The sequence below is a fragment of the Alcaligenes sp. Lyrl_28 genome, assembly GCF_051948705.1.
Lineage (GTDB): Bacteria > Pseudomonadota > Gammaproteobacteria > Burkholderiales > Burkholderiaceae_B > Alcaligenes > Alcaligenes ammonioxydans.
The window spans coordinates 87,823-106,110 of sequence record NZ_JAYJLG010000002.1; the positions used below are offsets into that span (position 1 = coordinate 87,823).

An 18,288-nucleotide genomic window follows, 5' to 3' on the forward strand; every position below is an offset into this window, starting at 1 on the left:
AACCGGTTACTGATTTAAGGCGGCTAATTTCTTATGAGTATCAAAAGCGACCGTTGGATTCGGCGGGCTGCTGCCCAAGGCATGATCGAGCCTTTCGAGCCAGGCCAGGTGCGCAGTGTGGACGGTCAGCGCATCGTCAGCTACGGCACTAGCAGCTATGGTTACGATGTGCGCTGTGCCAACGAATTCAAGATTTTTACCAACATCAACTCGACCATCGTCGACCCCAAGGCGTTTGATGAAAAGTCCTTTGTGGATTTTGTCGGCGATGTGTGCATTATCCCGCCCAACTCCTTCGCTCTGGCCCGCACGGTTGAATACTTTCGTATTCCCCGCAGTGTGCTGACGATGTGTCTGGGCAAAAGCACCTATGCCCGTTGCGGCATCATTGTGAACGTGACCCCGCTGGAACCCGAATGGGAAGGCCATGTCACGCTGGAGTTTTCCAACACCACTCCGCTGCCCGCCAAGATTTACGCGGGGGAAGGGTGTGCCCAGATGCTGTTCTTTGAAAGCGATGAAGTGTGCGAAGTCTCGTACCGCGACCGTGGCGGTAAATATCAAGGTCAGCTGGGCGTCACCTTGCCCCGTACCTAGGAGTTCTGGATGAAGTTTCGTTTTCCTATCGTCATCATCGACGAAGACTACCGTTCCGAAAATACGTCGGGTCTGGGTATTCGAGCCCTGGCTGCGGCGATAGAGGCCGAAGGCGTGGAGGTTCTCGGGGTCACCAGCTATGGTGACCTTAGTTCTTTTGCGCAACAGCAAAGCCGCGCGAGCGCCTTCATTTTGTCGATTGATGATGAGGAATTCGATGTGGATTCCCCAGAAGATGTCGCCAATGCGATCAAGAACCTGCGCTCCTTTATTGGCGAGCTGCGGTTTCGCAACGAGGACATCCCCATCTATCTGTATGGCGAGACGCGAACTTCGCAGCATATCCCCAACGATATTTTGCGCGAATTGCACGGCTTTATTCACATGTTCGAGGACACGCCCGAGTTCGTGGCGCGTCACATTATCCGTGAAGCACGTTCCTACCTGGAAAGTCTGGCGCCGCCGTTTTTTCGCGAACTGGTCAAATATGCATCGGACGGTTCCTATTCCTGGCACTGCCCGGGGCACTCGGGTGGCGTGGCCTTTCTGAAAAGCCCGGTTGGGCAAATGTTTCACCAGTTCTTTGGTGAAAACATGCTGCGCGCGGATGTCTGTAATGCGGTGGACGAGCTGGGGCAGTTGCTGGACCATACCGGTCCGGTCGCGGATGCCGAGCGCAATGCCGCGCGCATTTTCCATGCTGATCACTGCTTTTTCGTCACGAACGGCACGTCCACGTCCAACAAGATCGTCTGGCATGCCAACGTCGCCAACAATGATGTGGTGGTGGTCGATCGCAACTGCCATAAGTCGATTCTGCACGCCATCACCATGACGGGCGCCATCCCGGTGTTCTTGCGCCCTACGCGCAATCACCTGGGGATTATTGGCCCCATCCCGCAAGAGGAGTTCTTGCCGGAAAACATTGCACGCAAGATCGAGGCGAACCCCTTTGCCAGCAAGGCCAAGAATAAGAAACCCCGTATTTTGACGCTGACGCAAAGTACCTATGACGGGGTGATCTACAACGTGGAAATGATCAAGGAAACACTGGATTCCAAGATCCCTACGCTGCACTTTGATGAGGCCTGGTTGCCGCATGCGGCCTTCCATGACTTCTATCACGACATGCATGCGATTGGGGCGGACCGTCCACGTACCAAAGACACCATGATTTACGCCACGCATTCCACGCACAAAATGCTGGCCGGCTTGTCGCAGGCGTCCCAGATTACGGTACAGGATGCGGAAAACCGACCGCTGGACCGTAACGTGTTCAATGAAGCCTATCTGATGCACACCAGCACCAGCCCGCAGTACGCCATTATTGCGTCCTGCGATGTGGCGGCAGCCATGATGGAGCCACCGGGTGGCACTGCTCTGGTTGAGGAAAGCATTTGCGAGGCCATGGACTTTCGCCGTGCCATGCGCAAGGTGTCCAAGGAGTACGGCGAGAACGACTGGTGGTTCAAGGTATGGGGCCCTGACACGCTGCCCGAGGAAGGCATAGGCGAGCGCGAGGACTGGATTTTGCGCTCCGATGCGGAATGGCATGGCTTTGGCAAGTTGTCCACCAACTTCAATATGCTGGACCCGGTCAAGGCGACAGTCGTCACACCAGGTCTGGATATTTCTGGCACCTTTGCCGAGCAGGGCATCCCGGCCGCTCTGGTGTCCAAATACCTGGCCGAGCATGGCGTGGTGGTGGAAAAAACCGGCCTGTATTCCTTTTTTATCCTGTTCACCATTGGCATCACCAAAGGTCGCTGGAATACCTTGCTGACCGCCTTGCAACAGTTCAAGGACGACTACGATCGCAACCAGCCCATGTGGCGCATCTTGCCGGATTTTTGCAAGGCTCAGCCCACCTATGAACGCATGGGCTTGCGTGACCTGTGTCAGCAGATTCACCAGGCTTACCGCAAGTACGATCTGGCCCGCCTGACTACCGAGGTTTACCTGAGCGATATGATTCCTGCTCTGAAACCGTCGGATGCGTATGCCAAGATGGCGCATGGCGATATCGAGCGCGTGGGCATTGATGAGCTCGAGGGCCGGGTGACCGGTGTGTTGCTGACTCCTTATCCTCCCGGTATTCCTTTGCTGATACCTGGCGAACGCTTTAACTCCCGCATTGTGGAGTACCTGCAGTTTGCGCGCGAGTTCAATGCGCGTTTTCCCGGCTTTGAAACCTATGTGCATGGACTGGCGCAGGATATTGGCCCCGATGGACTGCCGCGCTACTACGTAGATTGCGTGCTTGAGTCTGAACCCAACGAGTAAATTTGCGTGATCCCTTTTTTTGATGTGGCCGTCATAGGCGCAGGTGCAGCCGGCATGATGGCTGCCAGTATCGCAGGCCAGCGCGGCCTGCGAGTGGTATTGATTGATCACGCTGAAAAGCTGGCCGAGAAAATCCGTATTTCCGGTGGAGGACGTTGCAACTTCACCAATACGGGCACGTCGCCCGAGAACTTCCTGTCCAAAAACCCGCACTTTTGCCGTTCGGCGCTGGCCGGTTATACCCCACAGGATTTTTTGCAGCTGGTGCGCGACTATCGCATTGGCTTTCATGAGAAGCACAAAGGTCAGCTGTTTTGTGATGACTCCAGCGAGTCCATTATCCAGATGCTGCGTCAGGAATGTCTGAAAGGGCAGGTGTCCTGGCGCATGCCTTGTTCCGTTCAGTCCATTGGTCGTACTGAGCAAGGCTTTGTGTTGCGCACCAGTCAGGGTGAGCTCAATGCCCTGCAAGTCGTTATTGCGACAGGGGGCATGGCCATTCCTCAGTTGGGTTCTACGGACTATGCCCTGCGTGTGGCGCGTCACTTCGGTCTGAAAGTAATTGAGCCCCATCCCGCACTGGTGCCCCTGACTTTCGACGGTCGTGACTGGAAGCCATTTTCTGCCCTGAGTGGCATGGCGTTGGAAGTGGAAGTCAGTACCGGGCAGGGTAAGCAGCGCCAGGCTTTTCTGGAAGACCTGTTGTTTACGCATCGCGGCTTGTCAGGGCCGGGTATTTTGCAGATTTCCAGCTACTGGCAGCCAGGTGAGAGCATTTGCGTGGATCTGGCACCGGGCCAGGACATTGCCCAGCAGTTGCTGGACTTGAAGGCGGGGAATCGCCAGCAGTTGGTGACGGTGTTGTCGACATTGTGGCCGCGTCGTTTGGTGGAGCAGTGGCTCGATACCTCGGAGCTGTTGCCCAAAGGCGTAGGCCAACAACGTCTGGCCGATTTGCCGGATCGCGTCTTGCGTTCCGTGGGGCAAGTGATTAATGCCTGGGCGTTGAAGCCCAGTGGCACTGCAGGCTATAAAAAGGCGGAAGTGATGAGCGGCGGCGTGGATACCCGTGAGCTCAATCAGAAAAGCATGGAAGCACGCAAGGTTCCTGGCCTGTTCTTTATTGGCGAAGCGGTGGATGTTACCGGTTGGCTGGGCGGGTACAACTTTCAATGGGCTTGGGCTTCGGCAGCGGCTTGTGCGCGGGCACTGAAGGCGCAGGCGGCTTAATGTTAAGCAAGCGGGTGAAGACGGCAGGGCCCCGATTGGGTGGCCGTTTTTGAAATCAACACAGGTGTTGGCTGGTTAGTCAGGGAGGCAATATGCAACTGCCAGTAGATAGAAAGTACGTAGCAAGTCATGAGTGGGCCAAGGAGGAAGGCGGAGTTGTGCTGGTAGGCATTACTGACTTTGCGCAGGACCAGTTGGGTGATTTGGTTTTTGTCGGGGACTTCACTCCTGGGACCCGGCTGGCCGCCGGTCAGACGGCAGGGGTGGTGGAGTCGGTGAAAGCTGCTTCCGATATTTATGCGCCGGTTTCGGGTGAGTTGGTGGAGTTCAATCAAGCCTTGTCGGATGCGCCGCACCTGTTGAATGAAGCTCCGTTCGATACCTGGATTTTCAAGCTCAAGGCTGATAATCCGGCGGATCTGGACGGTTTGCTGGATGGTCCGGCTTACGCGGCGGTCGCGGAGTAAGGCCAGACGTAGAGCCCGTGCGAATGCAGTTTGGCCTTGCCTGATGCAGGCGGACTGATCGGAAAAAAGCCTGAATCCGTTTGACGGGTTCAGGCTTTTTATTTGGCTTCGGGCGTCAGCAGGGTGGTGTGCAGAGGTCCCGGTGCTTGCTTGAAGCCCGTGCCTGACGCCTGTCCCGACAACTGAAACGATGCGAAGCCCGAGCCAGGGTTTGTGGGCTTTGGTGACTGTCAGCTCGATAGAGCGGTGGTGGTCAAAGGCTTGCAAGGCATGAAAAATAACGCCTTGACCTCATTGCCAGGAAGTCATGCGCCGCATAGTGACTAAGCGCCCCGCTCGTTGCTCTACGGCTTTCTTAGCGGCGACGATAGGTGACATAGTCGTAAGTAAAGCCATTTTCCTCAGGCTGGGGAAGGCGTTCAATCTCTTCCCACTCACCTTCCGGCAGTATCGGGAAGAAGGTGTCGCCGTCCACCTCTGCCTTGATTTCAGTGGCAATCAGCTCCTGAGCGATGGGCAGGGCCAGACGGAAAAGCTGTTCGCCGCCAATCACGCAAACGGTGTCATAACCGGGGCAGGCCGCCAGAGCATCGTCCAGATTGCTGAAAACCTGCGCGCCCTGGGCCTGATAGTCCGCATTGCGGCTGATCACCAGATTCGGGCGACCCGGCAAGGGCCGGCCCAGCGACTCCCAGGTCTTGCGGCCCATGATGATGGGCAAACCCATGGTCACACGCTTGAAGTGCTGCAGGTCGGACGGCAGACGCCAGGGCAGGTCCTGATCTTTGCCAATGCAACGGTTGGCCGCATACGCGACAACCAGACGGATAAGGGGGAGGGTGCTCATACGGCAACGGGCGCCTTGATATGGGGGTGAGGATCGTAATCGGTGATCTCGAAGTCTTCGTACTCGTACTCAAACAGGCTGGCCGGCTTGCGCTTGATGGTCAGCTTGGGGTAGGGGCGCGGGTCGCGTGAGAGCTGCAGTTCAGCCTGCTCGAAGTGGTTCGAGTACAGGTGGCAGTCGCCTCCGGTCCAGATGAAATCGCCGACCTCCAGATCACATTGCTGGGCCACCATGTGGGTCAGCAAGGCGTAGCTGGCAATGTTGAATGGCACACCCAGGAAAATATCCGCGCTGCGCTGGTAGAGCTGGCAGGAGAGCTTGCCGTTGGCAACGTAGAACTGGAACAGGGCATGGCAAGGGGGCAGGGCCATCTGATTGACATCGGCCACATTCCAGGCAGAAACGATCAGGCGGCGCGAGTCGGGATTGTTGCGAATCTGCTCTACCACCTGGCTGATCTGGTCAATATGACGCCCATCGGGAGTGGGCCAGGAGCGCCATTGCACGCCGTAGACGGGGCCCAGATTGCCGTTCTCGTCAGCCCATTCGTCCCAGATAGAGACGCCACGCTCTTGCAGCCACCGCACGTTGGAGTCGCCGCGCAAAAACCATAGCAACTCGATAAAGATGCTGCGGGTGTGCAGCTTCTTGGTGGTGATCAGTGGAAAGCCCTGCGACAGATCGAAGCGCATTTGGTGGCCAAATACCGAGTTCGTACCGGTGCCGGTGCGATCCCCTTTGGGAGTGCCTTGGGTGTAGACCAGGCGCAGCAGGTCTTCGTAGGGATAAAGGGACATGGCGAACTCAGGCTTGCTCAATAGCGACGGAATAAGTGATCTCGGCGGTCTTGCCCAACATGGCCGAGGCTGAACAGTACTTGTCATGCGACAGCTGCACGGCACGCTCGACGGCGGCTTGAGGCAGGTCCTTGCCGGTCACCACAAAAGTGAAATGAATCTTGGTAAAGACTTTGGGATCGGTGTCGGCGCGTTCAGCCGTCAGTTTGACCTGACAGCCGGTAATGGCATGACGACCTCGCTTGAGAATCAGCACCACGTCGTACGCTGCGCAGCCGCCTGCGCCGGTCAGCAACATTTCCATGGGTCGGGGAGCCAGATTATTGCCGCCTCCTTCGGGAGCGCCGTCCATGGCCGTCACATGACCGCTGCCCGTACGGGCAACAAACAGCATGCCGTCCTTGCCGCCCCAGTCGATTGTGCATTCCATATGAATTCCTTTGTTGTCAGTGCGAGCCAAGACTCGTCAGTAGATTGTCAGGGGTGATTGTACTTTTTGACGCGCTCGCGTGCAGCGTCCGCATCTGACCTGTGGGGCGATGGCTACTGCCACTGAACGGCATGCCGGTGCTTGTCGTCCTGTTCCAGGCCCATATAAGAAAAACCGTATGGACAAATCGGGGCAGAACCACGCTCTTTGTAAGATTTAGACTGGTTTTGTTGATTGTCCTAGGATAAACTTCGGAGCGGTATACGGCATTTTGAAACAGATATGTCACACGGGTTTACCCTCGCCTATAATGACAGTCGCCCGTATACCAAAAAATGTCGTGCTCGTATTTGTCCTGTCTCAATAAACCTTGCTTTCAATGGGGGCTTTATTCAGACGTCACAGACGGGTGTTTTAACATGACGGCTCTCGCGACCTAGGCAGTCGCAGATTTTTTGCGTCCATGCTCTTTCGATCTGCGACGCGTCAAGTGCCGCCGAGCTGCTTGGCAGCTTCACATTAACCAGGCCTGGATCATTGTGAATACCGTTTCAATACTGCTACTAGCTTTCATATTGTCCGTTACCGGACTTTTTGTCTTCATCTGGTCGTTACGTCGTAACTTCTTTGACCACAGTCCCGCCGCCTCGCGAGAAATTTTCTCCAAAGGCGAGATCGGGCAGGTAGATGACCCTTCCGCCACCCCTGAACAACGTCAGGCACTTCAAGATGAAATGGGCCACAAGACCATTTCTGCTGAGGATCGTCAGGCGCTGAGCGTTGAACTGGCAGAACGTGTGGAAGCCGACCGCTCCACCGCGTCGGTCACCTTCATTTTGCTGGCCTGTTCGGTGTTCTGGCTGATTGTGGCCTCGACCGCGGGTCTGATCAGCTCGATCAAGCTGCATGAGCCCGAGTTCTTGACGCAACACGCCTGGATGACGTTCGGCCGTATGCGCACCCTGCACCTGAATGCGGTCGCTTATGGTTGGGCCCCGATGGCCGCCTTTGGCGTTGCCATGTGGATGCTGCCCCGTCTGCTCAAGACCCCCCTGATTGGTGCCCGATACGCCATCACCGGCGGTGTCTTGTGGAACCTGGGTCTGGTCGGTGGGCTGACCTGTATTGCGATGGGTATTACTGACGGCATGGAATGGCTGGAAATGCCCTGGCAGGTTGATATCCTGATGGTTATTGGCGGCGCGCTGGCAGCCATGCCTTTGATCTTCACTTTGCAAAACCGTCGTGCCCACCATCTGTATGTGTCGGTGTGGTACATGGGCGCGGCGCTGTTCTGGTTCCCCATCCTGTTCCTGGTCGGCAACCTGCCAGCCGTACACGTGGGTGTTGAGCAGGCAACCATGAACTGGTGGTTTGGTCACAACGTGCTGGGTCTGTTCTACACTCCGATGGCCCTGGCGTCGGTGTACTACTTCCTGCCCAAGATCATCGGTCAGCCCATCAGCTCCTACAACCTGTCTCTGGTGGGTTTCTGGGGTCTGGCGTTTTTCTACGGTCAGGTCGGTGGTCACCACCTGGTTGGCGGCCCTGTGCCGCAGTGGATGGTGACGCTGTCGATTGTGCAAAGCATGATGATGATCATTCCCGTGCTGGCTTTCTCGATTAACCAGCACTACACCATGAAAGGTCACTTCCGCACCCTGATTCACTCGCCCACCCTGCGCTTTATCGTGCTGGGCGGCATGATGTACACCGTCAGCTCCATTCAAGGTTCCTTTGAGGCGCTGCGCAGCATCAACACAATCACCCACTTCACGCACTTTACGGTGGCCCACGCCCATATCGGCTTGTACGGCTTCTTTACGATCGTGATGTTCGGCGCGATTTACTACGTGATGCCGCGCGTGATGTCCTGGGAATGGCCTTATCCTAAACTGATCTCCCTGCACTTCTGGCTGGTGGTGATCGGTTTTGCCATCTACGCAATCGGCCTGAGCATTGGCGGCTGGCTGCAAGGTCTGGCGATGCTGGACCCTGCCAAAGCCTTCATGGAATCGGTCTTTGTCACGATGCCTTATCTGAAGTCGCGCTCGATTGGTGGTGGTTTGATGACTTTGGGTCACCTTGTGTTTGCCTTCCACTTTGTGGCAATGGCTTTGCGCTATGGCAGCCGTCGTATTGGTCCAGCCCTGTTTCACCAGCGCTCGGCAACTCGCAATGTAGTGGAGGCATGATTTAGTCATGGAAAGCGAATACAAACTATTGGGCGGCGCCATGGTGACGCTGGCCCTGGCCACATCGGCTCTGGTCGTTGTTCCTTACCTGCAGGTTGAGAAGGTGGAGCCCTCTCCGGGGCTCAAGCCCTACACCGAGGTGGAACTGCGCGGCCGTCAGCAGTACATCGACATGGGCTGTGTGTACTGTCACTCGCAGCAGCCACGCAGCCAGAACCAGGCTCCTGACTTTCAGCGCGGCTGGGGTCGTGCCTCGGTGGCCGGTGACTACTACTACGACACGCCGCACCTGCTCGGTACCATGCGTACCGGTCCCGATTTGCTCAATATCGGCGCCCGTCAGCCTAGCGTGGACTGGCACCTGGGGCACTTGTACCAGCCTCGCGCTTATACCCCTGGCAGCAATATGCCGTCCTATCCTTTCATGTTCGAGCTCAAGGACAAGGCTGACGAGGGCGATAAAGTTGTGAATCTGCCTGGCGATTTTGCCCCTGAAGGCAAGGTGGTGGTAGCCAAGCAAGAAGCCCTGGACCTGGTTCAATACCTGTTGGCGCTGGATCGTACGTATCCCGTATCGCCCGCCAGCGTTATCAAATAAGCAGGCATTGTTGAGCTAGTGCGCCCCGCAAGGCGGGGCGCCTCGGAGAATTAGAATGAGCGACAATCGTAAATATGACGCGCAGTTGCGCGAAAATGCGGATCCGGAAGAAAACGCGGCGCCTATCCCCTGGGTCGTCCTGGTGATTATTGCCGGTCTGTTCCTGTGGGGCATCTACTACATTTTCAGCAGCGATCTGAGTCACGACGCCACAGTGGGCGACAACCGTATCGTTGCCGATTTCGAGCTGCCAGAAGGCGCCGTGGATGGTCAGCAATTGTTTGTGGCCCAATGTGCGGCCTGTCACCAGGCAACCGGTGCTGGTGTGCCGGGCGTATTCCCGCCCCTGGTTGGTTCGGAGTGGGTGCTGCGCAAGCCAGAAGTTTTGGTCCAGATCATGCTGCACGGTATTGTTGGCGAACTTACGGTCAAGGGTAATAAGTACAATGGTGCGATGCCCGAGTTCCGCGAGAAGTTCAATGACGAGGAATTGACGGCAGTGGTCAATTACCTGCGTACTGAATTAGGTGGCAACAGTGCTGATCCTGTGGATGTGGCCTTTGTCAAAGCCGAACGTGAAAAAACTGCTGATAAAACTGATCCCTGGAATGGGGATGCCGACCTGGCTCCCATGGAAGAGTAGGACTGAAATGATGGGCCAGAGATGAGACTGTTTCTAAGTATTCTCCTGGTTGTTGCCCTGGGTATCGGGGCTCTGGCCCACCTGACACAAGGCTTTACTGCCTTGACCGCCGAGACAGCCCGTCGCAATGACGTGGCTGCCTCCCCGCGCTTAATATCCGATGTAGAGGTACTGCTTCCGACCGGGGGTAGTACGCCGCTAAGTTCCTTGTTGCAAAACGATGGTCGCATCACCATCGTCAACTTCATCTACACCCGTTGCGTCACGCTTTGTCTGGCGATGGGCTCGGAGTATCAGCAGCTGCAAAAAGCAATTCTGGACGAAGGCCTGCAGGACCGTGTGCGCCTGTTGAGTATCAGCTTCGATCCTACCGATTCGCCCGATCATTTGCGCCGTTACAGCAAAACCATGAAAGCCGATCCGGCTGTCTGGCAGTTCGTGACCATGATGCCAGGGGAACAGCGCCAGCGTGTACTGGATGATTTTGGCATCATCGTGATTCCCGCTCCCTTCGACGAGTACGAGCATAATGCGGCCTACCACGTCGTCAGCCCCGAGCCGCGCCTGGGGCGAATCGTGGACTATGGCGAACCCATGCTGGCCCTGGCCTATGCGAAACGGGCCTTAGAGGACCTGGACAAGAAGGAGGACCGGTAATGTCGTTGAAACGTGTTGTTGCGCCCTCCACGATACGTCCCTATTTGGGCAGCGCACTGGCGTTGCTGGCCGCCGTGCTGTTTGCTGCTGCTGCATACTGGGACCGCCCCCTGACTGCCTCCATGAGCCTGCATATGCTGGTTCATATCCCGCTACTGGTCCTGTCCGGTGTCGCCTTGCAGTCGGCCTTGCGTTACCAGGGTGTGGGCCGCTCGGCCTTTGTGCAGTCCTTGCTGCGTCCCTACTACGCCCTGAATGAATACGGTTTGCCCGGTTTGATCCTGGTCAGCTTTGCTGCGGCTTACTGGATGGTCCCCAAAGCGCTGGACGATGTTCTGGTGTCGCCTCCCATGGCAACGGCCAAGTATATTGGCCTGGTGCTGATGGGCATGGTGTTCATGGAATCCTGGCGTCGCGCCCATCTGGTGTTTCGCTTGTTCTTTTTTGGTAACTTCAGCTGGATGATGGCGATTGTAGGTTTGTTGTATTACGACAATCCGGTTCGCCTGTGTAATTTCTATCTGCAGTCCGATCAGGAAATTGCCGGCATAGGTCTGGTCATCATGGCATGTGTCTTGCCTTTGCTGTGGCTCTTGTCCGAAAGCAAGGCTGTGATCGCCTTTTTGCGGCAATAATACCCCTCTATTTTGTTTTGCAGGTGTCCCTATGAGCCATACTGTTTCCAACAGCGATACCCGCTTGTACCGGCGCAATAACTTTTTTGATCAGATTCTCGGCGAGACCAATCGGGCTCTGGAAGTCCTTGGGCGTTCGGCCCGAGCATCACGTCCCAATCCGGCAGGCAAGGAAGTGTCCGAGATCAGCGTCGACGAGGCTCGTCATGCTGCTGGACTAATGCGTGTGAACCATGTGGGCGAAATTTGCGCTCAAGCCTTGTATCGCAGTCAGGCCATGTTGTGCAAAGATCCCCAGGCAACGGAGGTGCTGCTGCAAGCCGCGCAGGAAGAGGTAGATCACCTGGCCTGGTGCGATGACCGTCTGCGTGAACTGGAGAGCCGCCCCAGTGTGTTCAACCCCTTGTGGTATGCCGGCTCTTTTGCCTTGGGCTTGCTCGCCAGCCGTGCGGGTGTGCCGTATAACCTGGGTTTCATGGCCGAAACCGAACGTCAGGTGGAAGAGCATCTGGAAAGTCACCTGGAGTCTTTGCCCGTTAATGATCATCGTTCCCGCCGCATCGTAGAGAAAATGCGGGATGACGAGATCGAACATCGGCGTACGGCAGAAAATCACGGGGCAGTGGGTTTGCCACCTCCGGTGAAGACCCTGATGCGCATGATGTCTAAAGTGATGACGACCACGGCGTATCGTTTGTAATGCTTGTGCCGGGAGCGTGGCAAAAGCAGATCTTCAGTCTGATTCTCTGGCGGTAGAGGCGGGCCCATGACGGGCCCGCTTTTCAATGCAGGTGCAGGGCACGCAGAAATTCCAGGCGCAGGGGGAGCCAGGCAAGCAGCCTGGACCGGGTCCGGTGCATCAACGGCCTAGAAGGGACTTCAGCGCCCGAAACGCTCAGTATCGATACTATGGCTGGCGGGCCACCGCGATGAGGGGCTCCAGACGCTCGCGCTGCGCTTTTTCTTGTTTGTGAAGCTCGACAAACTTGTCACGGTCTCGATAGTACAGACCGCTGACGGGCTGTACTTTCTCCAATGCGGCACGCAATTCCCTGATGTAGTCATTGTCTGTGTGAATTTCGCCAGTCAGGCGGGCAATTCCGCGGTCGCGCTCTTCAAACATGGGATTGCATTGCACAACAGTGGTACTCCATCCTTCATTGAAGTCGGGCTGTATGCCCGCTGTGAGTCCGCGAGCGTGCCCCATAGCCTAACCCAGTGATTTGGCGAGGTATTCATTTCCGAAGCGACCTGTCCTGTCAGCGTTTCACTTGTTGTGCGCATGGGCAGTGAGGCACGGGAGAGGTGCACGATTGCGGTCTTATGAGAGGGCAAAATGCAGGCATTATGCTGATTTGCCTGATGTCGGACTGCCGCTCTTGAACCCTGTTTCGGCGGCTTAGGGTTAACGACTAGATACCCGATCAAGAATTTGCGCTAGGAAATTGATGTATTAAAGCGACAAGATCAGCGTCTAAGGGTTTTCCACGGTATTTATCTTGCATTGCACCATTTTTGTAGGTAGACTTTAGTTATTGGATGTTGAAAAGAAAGCAGGAAAAACAAGCGTAATAACCCTTAGCTTTCTGGCTCGATATTGTATCTGGTAGCCCAACTTGCCACGATTGTCTCCTCCACCCTCCTCCTTTGGTGGATTTGCCCGAGATCTTTAGATCTCGGGTTTTTTTTTGCCCATATCCGTGCAACTTTGTTCTTAGGGCTTGTTATGTCCATGCATGATGCTGGCGCCTGACGGTAAAAAAACCTTGTCCAGCATAGTGATGGACAAGGTTTTTTTTGACCTGCTTTGGACGAACTTACTTTTGTGGGACGGTCGCCACGTGCAGCAAGTTAGTGCGTCCACTGGTGCCAAAGGGGACACCGGCAATCATCACGATCGTATCGCCGCCCTGGGCGAACTCGTGTTGCGCTGCCATATCAGTCGCATGATCGATCATTTCGCCCAGATCACTGACATCCTCGCAGGGAATGGCATGCACGCCCCAGGCAAGGCTTAGACGGCGTGCGGTTTCCACACGGGGCGTCAGTGCCAGGATAGGGGCGATGGGCCGTTCACGACTGGCGCGCAAGGCGCTAAAGCCGGTGGTGGTGTAGGCCACATTCGTTGCGGGTTCCAGAATGCTGGCCACACGACGCAGGGCGCAGCAGATCGCGTCTGCGGTGCTGGCTTCTGCCGTGCTGTGGTTGGCTTCCAGAATGGTGCGCCAGCTGGGATCGTTTTCGATCTCCTTGATGATGCTGTCCATGATGGATACCGCTTCCAACGGAAACTGGCCGGAGGCCGATTCGGCGGACAGCATGACGGCGTCAGCACCCGAGTAGATGGCGGTAGCCACGTCGGAGGCTTCGGCGCGTGTGGGAACCGGCGAGGTGATCATGGATTCCAGCATCTGTGTGGCGACGACTACCGGACGGCCTGCCGCGCGGGCAGTACGCACGATTTGGCGCTGCAACACAGGCACGCGCTGGGGTGGAACTTCCACGCCCAGGTCGCCACGTGCCACCATCACGCCATCGCACAGCTGGACAATTTCTTCCAGGTGTTCGAGTGCCTGTGGCTTTTCCAATTTGGCCATGATCCAGGCCTTGTCGCCGATCAGCTCGCGGGCTTCACGAATGTCGCCAGGACGTTGTACAAAGGACAGGGCAACCCAGTCTACGCCCAGTTCAAGACCAAATTTCAGATCGATCAGGTCTTTTTCGGTCAAAGGCGAGATAGGCAGTACCACGCCGGGTACGTTCACGCCCTTGCGGTCGGACAGCGGGCCGCCGACCATGACCGTGGTTTCTGCAAAATCCGGACCAAAGCTGTCCACACGCAGACGCAGCTTGCCGTCATCGAGCAGCAGGTCTGTCCCGTCTTCCAGAGCCGCGAAGATCTCGGGGTGAGGCAGGTAGGCACGCTGGCTGGTTCCCTCGGCGGGGTCCAGATCCAGGCGGAATTTCTGGCCGGTTTCCAGTGTCACGCGGCCATCTTTCATTTTGCCAACGCGCAGCTTGGGACCTTGCAGGTCCATCAGAATACCGATACTGCGACCGGTTTCCTTTTCAATCTGACGAATGGTGTGATAGCGCGCGGCATGGTCTTCATGTGTGCCGTGGCTGAAGTTCAGGCGGAACACATCAGCGCCGGCCTCGAACAGTTCACGAATGCGTTCTGGCGTAGAACTGGCAGGACCCAGGGTAGCCAGAATGCGGGAATGACGTTGACGTTTCATGGGTTGTTGTCCTTAGGGGGATCGATAGCTCAAAGAGCAGCGATACCGGCGCGGGCGATCTGAGCGTCTTCGGGTGCTTTCACGCCGGACACGCCGACAGCACCAATCACTTGACCGTCCACCACGATTGGCTCGCCGCCCTCCAGTGGTGTGATGGGCATGGACAGAGCGGCAAAGCGACCATTGTTGACCATGTCTTCAAAGACCTTGCTGGGTTTGCCACCGCCCAGCACGCAGGTTTGCGCTTTTGCCGGGGCAACCTGGGCGCTCATCAGGGGAGCGCCATCCATGCGTTGCATCCACAGCGCATGACCGCCCGCGTCGCAAATGGCGATGCTGACGGCCCAGTTGTTTTTCAGTGCTTCTTGCTCGGCTGCAGCGGCCATTTTTTTGACATCGGTCAGGGTCAGTGCTTTTGTGTCTCTCATGTCCATTTCCTTTAAGAAAAGCGTTAATCGCTAGGGGATAAAACCAGAATTGCGCGAAAATCGTTGACATTGGTCAGGGTCGGACCCGTAACCAAGGCATCGTCCAGGGCTTCAAAAAAGCCGTGACCATCATTATTGTCCAGACTGGCCCTGGGGCGTATACCTTGTTGCCAGGCACGCTCCAATGTGTCGGGACCGCAGAAGGCACCGGCAATCTCTTCCTGGCCATCTACCCCGTCAGTATCGCCTGCCAGACCATAAATGTCGGCTGCGCCGTTCAAGGCGATCGCCGTGGACAGCAGAAACTCCACATTGCGACCGCCACGGCCCTGGCCACGCAAGGTCACGGTGGTTTCTCCGCCAGAGAGCAGGACGCAGGGAGCCTGGGCGGGCTGCCCGTGTTTGGCCACGCTCAGGGCAATGCCGGCCATGACCTTGCCGACCTCGCGGGCCTCGCCCTCAATGCTGTCGCCCAACAGGACCGGGTGGACACCGCTGGCCTGGGCGACCCGAGCGGCAGCCTGCAAAGCCAGTTGCGGCGTGGCTACCAGATGGGTGGTGACATGAGCCAGGCGAGGGTCATCGGGCTTGATGGTTTCGCCTTCGCCACTTTCCAGCCGGGCACGGGCAGCGGCAGGGATGTCAATGCCATAGCGCTGAATGATGTCCAGCGCTTGTGCGCAGGTGGTGGGATCGGCCACCGTGGGACCCGACGCGATGTCCATGGGCTGGTCGCCCGGGACGTCCGAAATGAGCAGGTTCAGGACACGGGCAGGCGCACAGGCCGCCGCCAGATGCCCCCCTTTGATGGCCGACAGGTGGCGACGCACCGTGTTCATCTCACCAATCGAGGCGCCCGATTTCAGCAAGGCCTTATTGATGGCTTGCTTGTCGGCCAAGGTAATGCCTTCTCCGGCTAAAGGCAGCAGAGACGAACCGCCGCCGGAAATAAGACAGATCACCAGGTCATCTTCAGTGAGATTGCTGACTGTTCGCAACATTTCGCGGGCGGCATCTTCGCCAGCCTGGTCAGGCACAGGGTGAGACGATTCCAAAATGGTGATGTGGTCGCAGGGTACGCTGTAGCCGTAGCGGGTGACGACCACGCCGCTGATGGGGCCTTTGTCCCAGTGACGCTCCAGCGCCTGGGCCATCGCTGCCGATGCCTTGCCGGCGCCAATCACAATGGTGCGTCCTTTAGGAGCATCGGGCAGGTAGGGCGGGATGCAGTGTTCGGGTTGAGCCGCGTTGACGGCAGCCTGAAACATTTTGCTGAGTAAGTCTTGTGGCTCGATCTTCATGGGTCAATCCTAAGGCAGAGCGATGGCAACTGACCATCTTACCGCGCTACAACACGCCTTCATGAGATCACTGGGACTTGCTGCCCCCCTGGGGAGTGCAGGCTGTCCTGGTGAGGTCCGGCGGTAAAAAAAGCGGGCTGCAGCCCGCTTGCTGGAGGCCACGCCTGTGTTGGTCTGGGGCATGCAGCAAACCAGCACGGGCGGGAACCCCCTTGAACCGGTCTTATTGACCAATCTCGTAGTTGGCCATGATCTCCAGGGCCCGGACCATCGCGGAGTGGTCCTGTGCAGCGCCACCGTGCGCGGCGCAGGTGTTGAACAACTCCTGTGCGGTAGCGGTGTTGGGCAGAGCCACGCCTAGCTGACGCGCGGTGGTCAGGGCCAGGTTCAGGTCTTTCTGGTGCAATTCGATGCGAAAGCCCGGGTCAAACGTGCGCTTGACCATGCGCTCGCCGTGAACTTCCAGAATGCGCGAGTTGGCAAAACCGCCCATCAGGGCCTCACGGACCTTGCCAGCATCGGCACCAGCCTTGGAGGCCAGCAACAGGGCTTCGCCCACGGCTTCAATGGTCAGGGCCACGATGATCTGGTTGGCAACTTTGGTGATTTGACCGTCGCCGTAGCCACCCACCAGGGTGATGTTCTTGCCCATCAGTTCGAACAGCGGCTTGACCTTGTCGAAGGCTTCCTGCTTGCCACCGACCATGATGGTCAGGGAGCCGGCCTTGGCGCCGACTTCCCCGCCAGAGACGGGAGCGTCCAGGTACTCGCCGCCCAGCTTGACGATGCGTTCGGCAAAGTCCTTGGTGGCGACCGGGGAAATGGAGCTCATGTCCACCACGATCTTGCCAGCGCTCAGGCCCGCGGCCACGCCGTTTTCACCAAACAGGGCATCTTCCACGTGGGGGGTATCGGGAACCATGGTGATGATGATGTCAGCCTGGCGGGTGACTTCGGCGCCATTCTCGCAAACGGTAGCGCCTGCTTCCTTGACGCTTTTGGGGAAGTCGCCACGGGTGTAGGCGAACAGTTCATGACCGCCTTTGATCAAGTTGACCGCCATGGGTGCGCCCATGATGCCCAAACCAATAAAACCGATTTTAGCCATTGTGTAATCTCCTAATAATTATCTGCAGGTATCCGACGATCAGGCGGTGACTTCTGTCAGCTCCGTCATCCAGCCCAGGCCATCCTTGGTCACGCCAGCGGGCTTGTACTCGCCGCCGATCCAGCCTTGATAGCCGATGCTGTCGATGTACTTGAACAGCCAGGCGTAGTTGATCTCGCCCGTACCCGGTTCGTTACGACCGGGGTTATCTGCAATCTGAATGTGTGCGATCTTGTCCAGGTGCTTTTTCAGTGTGTTGGCCAGCTCGCCTTCCATGCGCTGGGCGTGGTAGACGTCGTACTGAATGAACAGATTGTCCGAACCGACGTCCTGCAACAGAGCCGCAGCCTGTTCGGTGCGATTCAGGTAGAAACCGGGGATGTCGAAGGTGTTGATGGGTTCAACCAGCAGACGCAGACCAGCGTCTTTCAGCTTGGCTGCCGCAAACTGCAGGTTGCTGACCAGCGTTTTGTGGGCCAGTTCGCGATCAGCGCCGTCGGCCAGTTTGCCGGCCAGGCAGTTCACCTGTTTGCAGCCCAGCGCGGTGGCGTATTCGATGGCACGGCCAACGCCGTCCTGGAATTCGCCCACACGCTCGGGCAGGATTGCAATGCCGCGCTCGCCGCCGTCCCAGTCGCCCGCAGGCAGGTTGTGCAACACCTGGGTCAGACCGTGTTGTTGCAGTTTGTCAGCCAGCTGCTGTTTGTCGTAGGCGTAGGGGAACAGGTACTCCACTCCCTTGAAACCGGCTTGGGCCGCTGCCTGGAAGCGATCCAGGAAGTCGTGCTCGTTAAACAGCATGGTCAGGTTGGCGGCAAATTTTGGCATAGTGC

The 18,288-nt window shown here is 57.1% G+C and carries 19 protein-coding genes; 10 read left to right on the forward strand and 9 right to left on the reverse strand.

Annotated features, from left to right (window positions below; genetic code table 11):
• Nucleotides 1-33 precede the first annotated feature (33 nt).
• From dcd to gcvH, 4 genes are all read left to right on the forward strand, one after another.
• Nucleotides 34-597 carry a dCTP deaminase gene (dcd, locus tag VF694_RS04990; protein ID WP_003803918.1) on the forward strand — a complete coding sequence of 188 codons (564 nt, stop codon included), beginning with the start codon at nt 34-36 and terminating at the stop codon, nt 595-597.
• Nucleotides 598-606: 9 nt separating this feature from the next.
• Complete coding sequence (locus VF694_RS04995; RefSeq protein WP_003803916.1) at nt 607-2,880, forward strand: arginine/lysine/ornithine decarboxylase; 2,274 nt, start codon at nt 607-609, stop codon at nt 2,878-2,880.
• Between the two features lie 6 nt (nt 2,881-2,886).
• The gene (locus VF694_RS05000; protein ID WP_440163864.1) at nt 2,887-4,110 is read left to right on the forward strand and encodes an NAD(P)/FAD-dependent oxidoreductase; all 1,224 of its coding nucleotides are present in this window, start codon (nt 2,887-2,889) and stop codon (nt 4,108-4,110) included.
• Nucleotides 4,111-4,202: 92 nt separating this feature from the next.
• Nucleotides 4,203-4,577 carry a glycine cleavage system protein GcvH gene (gene gcvH / locus VF694_RS05005; protein ID WP_039943780.1) on the forward strand — a complete coding sequence of 125 codons (375 nt, stop codon included), beginning with the start codon at nt 4,203-4,205 and terminating at the stop codon, nt 4,575-4,577.
• 355 nt (nt 4,578-4,932) lie between these two features.
• On the opposite strand, the gene VF694_RS05010 is transcribed toward gcvH, so the two are convergent.
• Genes VF694_RS05010 through VF694_RS05020 form a run of 3 tightly spaced genes read right to left on the reverse strand, consistent with a single transcriptional unit; the run spans nt 4,933 to nt 6,651 of the window.
• On the reverse strand, nt 4,933-5,424 hold the full coding sequence (locus VF694_RS05010; protein WP_003803908.1) for a dihydrofolate reductase: 492 nt from the start codon (nt 5,422-5,424) through the stop codon (nt 4,933-4,935).
• Nucleotides 5,421-6,221, reverse strand: a complete 801-nt coding sequence (locus tag VF694_RS05015) for a thymidylate synthase (RefSeq protein WP_003803907.1) — start codon at nt 6,219-6,221, stop codon at nt 5,421-5,423. Before VF694_RS05015 ends, VF694_RS05010 begins: the two co-directional genes overlap by 4 nt.
• Before the next feature lie 7 nt (nt 6,222-6,228).
• The gene (locus VF694_RS05020; protein WP_003803905.1) at nt 6,229-6,651 is read right to left on the reverse strand and encodes an OsmC family protein; all 423 of its coding nucleotides are present in this window, start codon (nt 6,649-6,651) and stop codon (nt 6,229-6,231) included.
• A 539-nt stretch (nt 6,652-7,190) separates the two neighbouring features.
• On the opposite strand from VF694_RS05020, the gene VF694_RS05025 reads away from it, so the two are divergent.
• The 6 genes from VF694_RS05025 to coq7 are packed head-to-tail and all read left to right on the forward strand — an operon-like array spanning nt 7,191 to nt 12,079.
• Nucleotides 7,191-8,846, forward strand: a complete 1,656-nt coding sequence (locus VF694_RS05025) for a cbb3-type cytochrome c oxidase subunit I (protein ID WP_039943885.1) — start codon at nt 7,191-7,193, stop codon at nt 8,844-8,846.
• A gap of 7 nt (nt 8,847-8,853) precedes the next feature.
• On the forward strand, nt 8,854-9,444 hold the full coding sequence (locus tag VF694_RS05030) for a cbb3-type cytochrome c oxidase subunit II (RefSeq protein ID WP_003803902.1): 591 nt from the start codon (nt 8,854-8,856) through the stop codon (nt 9,442-9,444).
• A 55-nt stretch (nt 9,445-9,499) separates the two neighbouring features.
• Complete coding sequence (locus VF694_RS05035) at nt 9,500-10,087, forward strand: c-type cytochrome (RefSeq protein WP_003803899.1); 588 nt, start codon at nt 9,500-9,502, stop codon at nt 10,085-10,087.
• 21 nt (nt 10,088-10,108) lie between these two features.
• Nucleotides 10,109-10,744, forward strand: a complete 636-nt coding sequence (locus VF694_RS05040; protein ID WP_003803897.1) for an SCO family protein — start codon at nt 10,109-10,111, stop codon at nt 10,742-10,744.
• Complete coding sequence (locus VF694_RS05045) at nt 10,744-11,379, forward strand: hypothetical protein (protein ID WP_131071276.1); 636 nt, start codon at nt 10,744-10,746, stop codon at nt 11,377-11,379. Before VF694_RS05040 ends, VF694_RS05045 begins: the two co-directional genes overlap by 1 nt.
• A 31-nt stretch (nt 11,380-11,410) precedes the next feature.
• The gene (gene coq7, locus VF694_RS05050) at nt 11,411-12,079 is read left to right on the forward strand and encodes a 2-polyprenyl-3-methyl-6-methoxy-1,4-benzoquinone monooxygenase (RefSeq protein WP_003803894.1); all 669 of its coding nucleotides are present in this window, start codon (nt 11,411-11,413) and stop codon (nt 12,077-12,079) included.
• A 207-nt stretch (nt 12,080-12,286) separates the two neighbouring features.
• Here the strand turns inward: coq7 and VF694_RS05055 are convergent, their stop codons facing one another.
• The 6 genes from VF694_RS05055 to hyi form a co-directional block, all read right to left on the reverse strand.
• Complete coding sequence (locus tag VF694_RS05055; protein WP_440163866.1) at nt 12,287-12,586, reverse strand: hypothetical protein; 300 nt, start codon at nt 12,584-12,586, stop codon at nt 12,287-12,289.
• Nucleotides 12,587-13,196: 610 nt separating this feature from the next.
• Entirely contained in the window at nt 13,197-14,618 is a 1,422-nt protein-coding gene (gene pyk / locus VF694_RS05060) for a pyruvate kinase (RefSeq protein WP_003803891.1), read from the reverse strand.
• A 29-nt stretch (nt 14,619-14,647) separates the two neighbouring features.
• Entirely contained in the window at nt 14,648-15,046 is a 399-nt protein-coding gene (locus VF694_RS05065) for a GlcG/HbpS family heme-binding protein (protein WP_003803889.1), read from the reverse strand.
• A gap of 23 nt (nt 15,047-15,069) precedes the next feature.
• Entirely contained in the window at nt 15,070-16,347 is a 1,278-nt protein-coding gene (locus VF694_RS05070; protein ID WP_440163867.1) for a glycerate kinase type-2 family protein, read from the reverse strand.
• Between the two features lie 223 nt (nt 16,348-16,570).
• Nucleotides 16,571-17,455: a 2-hydroxy-3-oxopropionate reductase gene (locus VF694_RS05075; protein ID WP_003803882.1), complete on the reverse strand. Its 885-nt coding sequence runs from the start codon at nt 17,453-17,455 to the stop codon at nt 16,571-16,573.
• A gap of 39 nt (nt 17,456-17,494) precedes the next feature.
• Nucleotides 17,495-18,283: a hydroxypyruvate isomerase gene (gene hyi, locus VF694_RS05080; protein ID WP_003803881.1), complete on the reverse strand. Its 789-nt coding sequence runs from the start codon at nt 18,281-18,283 to the stop codon at nt 17,495-17,497.
• Nucleotides 18,284-18,288: the final 5 nt, after the last annotated feature.

Excerpts from the sequence above, each read along its gene's own strand:
- VF694_RS05045 (WP_131071276.1), top strand. The coding sequence starts at position 10,744 with ATGTCGTTGAAACGTGTTGTTGCGCCCTCCACGATACGTCCCTATTTG.
- VF694_RS04995 (WP_003803916.1), top strand. The coding sequence starts at position 607 with ATGAAGTTTCGTTTTCCTATCGTCATCATCGACGAAGACTACCGTTCC.
- gcvH (WP_039943780.1), top strand. The coding sequence starts at position 4,203 with ATGCAACTGCCAGTAGATAGAAAGTACGTAGCAAGTCATGAGTGGGCC.
- VF694_RS05075 (WP_003803882.1), bottom strand. The coding sequence starts at position 17,455 with ATGGCTAAAATCGGTTTTATTGGTTTGGGCATCATGGGCGCACCCATG.
- VF694_RS05065 (WP_003803889.1), bottom strand. The coding sequence starts at position 15,046 with ATGAGAGACACAAAAGCACTGACCCTGACCGATGTCAAAAAAATGGCC.
- coq7 (WP_003803894.1), top strand. The coding sequence starts at position 11,411 with ATGAGCCATACTGTTTCCAACAGCGATACCCGCTTGTACCGGCGCAAT.
- VF694_RS05040 (WP_003803897.1), top strand. The coding sequence starts at position 10,109 with ATGAGACTGTTTCTAAGTATTCTCCTGGTTGTTGCCCTGGGTATCGGG.
- VF694_RS05070 (WP_440163867.1), bottom strand. The coding sequence starts at position 16,347 with ATGAAGATCGAGCCACAAGACTTACTCAGCAAAATGTTTCAGGCTGCC.
- VF694_RS05035 (WP_003803899.1), top strand. The coding sequence starts at position 9,500 with ATGAGCGACAATCGTAAATATGACGCGCAGTTGCGCGAAAATGCGGAT.
- dcd (WP_003803918.1), top strand. The coding sequence starts at position 34 with ATGAGTATCAAAAGCGACCGTTGGATTCGGCGGGCTGCTGCCCAAGGC.
- VF694_RS05030 (WP_003803902.1), top strand. The coding sequence starts at position 8,854 with ATGGAAAGCGAATACAAACTATTGGGCGGCGCCATGGTGACGCTGGCC.
- VF694_RS05055 (WP_440163866.1), bottom strand. The coding sequence starts at position 12,586 with ATGGGGCACGCTCGCGGACTCACAGCGGGCATACAGCCCGACTTCAAT.
- pyk (WP_003803891.1), bottom strand. The coding sequence starts at position 14,618 with ATGAAACGTCAACGTCATTCCCGCATTCTGGCTACCCTGGGTCCTGCC.
- hyi (WP_003803881.1), bottom strand. The coding sequence starts at position 18,283 with ATGCCAAAATTTGCCGCCAACCTGACCATGCTGTTTAACGAGCACGAC.
- VF694_RS05010 (WP_003803908.1), bottom strand. The coding sequence starts at position 5,424 with ATGAGCACCCTCCCCCTTATCCGTCTGGTTGTCGCGTATGCGGCCAAC.
- VF694_RS05015 (WP_003803907.1), bottom strand. The coding sequence starts at position 6,221 with ATGTCCCTTTATCCCTACGAAGACCTGCTGCGCCTGGTCTACACCCAA.
- VF694_RS05020 (WP_003803905.1), bottom strand. The coding sequence starts at position 6,651 with ATGGAATGCACAATCGACTGGGGCGGCAAGGACGGCATGCTGTTTGTT.